This window comes from Streptomyces sp. ATLC9 (assembly GCF_057196705.1).
Genome location: NZ_JBXUOY010000480.1, coordinates 1 through 1,828 on the forward strand (window position 1 = coordinate 1; position 1,828 = coordinate 1,828).

3 protein-coding genes are annotated in these 1,828 nt (G+C 73.2%); 2 read left to right on the forward strand and 1 reads right to left on the reverse strand.

Annotation, left to right across the window (positions count from 1 at the left end; translation table 11 throughout):
* Positions 1 to 123 precede the first annotated feature (123 nt).
* Together AC2CJA_RS26465 and AC2CJA_RS26470 are read left to right on the forward strand one after the other, a co-directional pair.
* Positions 124 to 1,101, forward strand: a complete 978-nt coding sequence (locus tag AC2CJA_RS26465) for an ABC transporter permease (RefSeq protein ID WP_484605184.1) — start codon at positions 124 to 126, stop codon at positions 1,099 to 1,101.
* Positions 1,102 to 1,192: 91 nt separating this feature from the next.
* Positions 1,193 to 1,597, forward strand: a complete 405-nt coding sequence (locus AC2CJA_RS26470) for a globin (protein WP_484605183.1) — start codon at positions 1,193 to 1,195, stop codon at positions 1,595 to 1,597.
* A gap of 118 nt (positions 1,598 to 1,715) precedes the next feature.
* Here the strand turns inward: AC2CJA_RS26470 and AC2CJA_RS26475 are convergent.
* The coding region (locus AC2CJA_RS26475; RefSeq protein WP_484605185.1) for a DUF8185 domain-containing protein at positions 1,716 to 1,828 on the reverse strand (113 nt) is incomplete at its 5' end.

The window sequence follows — 1,828 nt, forward strand, 5'->3', positions numbered from 1 at the left end:
TGGTGTAAGACCTCAACGGAGTACTCCGGGCGGGCAGTCGGTGATGAAGCAGAAAACCCCACGGCGCGAGCCGTAGGAATCCCCCTCCTTCAGGAGGGGGAGGAAGTCAAGCTGGTCTTCCCGCTGATGTTCCTGGTCCTGTTCGGCGCGCTGTTCAAGAACGACACGACGGCGCGGGCGGAGATCGTCCAGATAGGCCGGGTGGAGATCTTCGACTCCCTGCCGCGCGACGCGCGGCAGGGAGTGGAGGAGGTCCTGGAGATCAGGCGGTCCGACGACCGGGAGGCGGCCCTGGAGGAGGTCCGCGCGGGCGACGTGGACGCCGCCGTCTGGCAGGAGGGCGACCAGGTGCGGCTGCGCTACTCGGCCGCCGACCAGGTACGGGCGGGGAACGCGCGGGCACTGGTCGACTCGGTCGTCCAGCAGGCGAACATCGCCGCGACCGGGCGGCCGCCCGCCTACGAGCTGACCGCCCGCCAGGTGGAGGACGAGTCGCTGCGGGCGATCCAGTTCCTCACCCCCGGCCTGCTCGGCTGGGCGGTGGCGATGGGCGCGGTCTTCGGGTCGGCGTTCACCCTGGTCAACTGGCGCAGGAAACGCATCCTGCGGCGGCTGTGGCTGGCCCCGGTGAGCGCGGGCACGGTCATCGCGGCCCGGGTGGGGGTGAGCGTGGGGCTGGCCCTCGTCCAGACCGCGGTCTTCCTCGGTGTGGCCTCCCTCCCCTACTACGGCCTGGAGCTGAGCGGCCACTGGTGGCTGGCCGTGCCGCTGGTGGTGTGCGGCACGCTGGCCTTCATGTCCATCGGGCTGGTCGTCGGCGCCTGGACGAAGACCGAGGAGGCGGCGAACGGGGTCGCCCAGGTGGTCATCCTGCCGATGGCCTTCCTCTCCGGCGCCTTCTTCCCGCTGGAGGGGGCGCCGTCCTGGGTACGGGCGGTCTCCGGCCTGTTCCCGCTGACGTATCTGAACGAGGCGATGCAGGACGTCCTCTCCCGCGGCCAGTCCTGGGGCGCGGCGCTGCCCGTCATGGGCGGCCTGCTGCTCTTCGCGACGGTCCTGACGGCCGTGGCCGCCCGGCTCTTCCGCTGGGACGACGCCTGAGGCCCCGCCCGGCCGCCCGTCCGGATCGTGCCCTCGGCGGCCGTGCCCCGAGCCCCCGGGGCACGGCCGGGTATCTGCGACCATGGGGGGCGTGATGGAGATTCCGCGTGGCGACGTGCAGACGCAGACCTTCTTCGAGCAGGTCGGAGGCGAGGAGACGTTCCGGCGGCTGGTGCGCCGCTTCTACGAGGGCGTCGCCGGGGACCCGCTGCTGCGGCCGATGTACCCGGAGGAGGACCTCGGGCCGGCCGAGGAGCGGCTGGCGCTCTTCCTGATGCAGTACTGGGGCGGTCCGCGCACGTACGGCGAGCAGCGTGGGCATCCTCGGCTGCGCATGCGGCACATGCCCTTCAGGGTCGACCGCGCCGCCCACGACGCCTGGCTGCGGCACATGCGCGACGCCGTGGACGAGCTCGGCCTGTCCCCCGAGCACGAGCGGCAGCTGTGGGACTACCTGGTCTACGCGGCCGCCTCGATGGTCAACACCCCGGACTGACCCCCCGTACCGCGCACGCACACGGCGGAGCCCCGGCCCCGGCCCCGGTCCCCTCCCCGGGCCGGGGCTCCGCCCTCGCCGTTCACGGGACGCCTTCGTCGTTCGCGGGGGGGCGTCCTCACAGCGGGGTGACGCTCAGCCCCGGCCCGCCGCGTCCGGAGCCGCGCACGGCGACCGAGCCGTACGGGGTGCGCAGCCGCAGCCAGGCCCCGGCTGCCAGCACCGCCACCG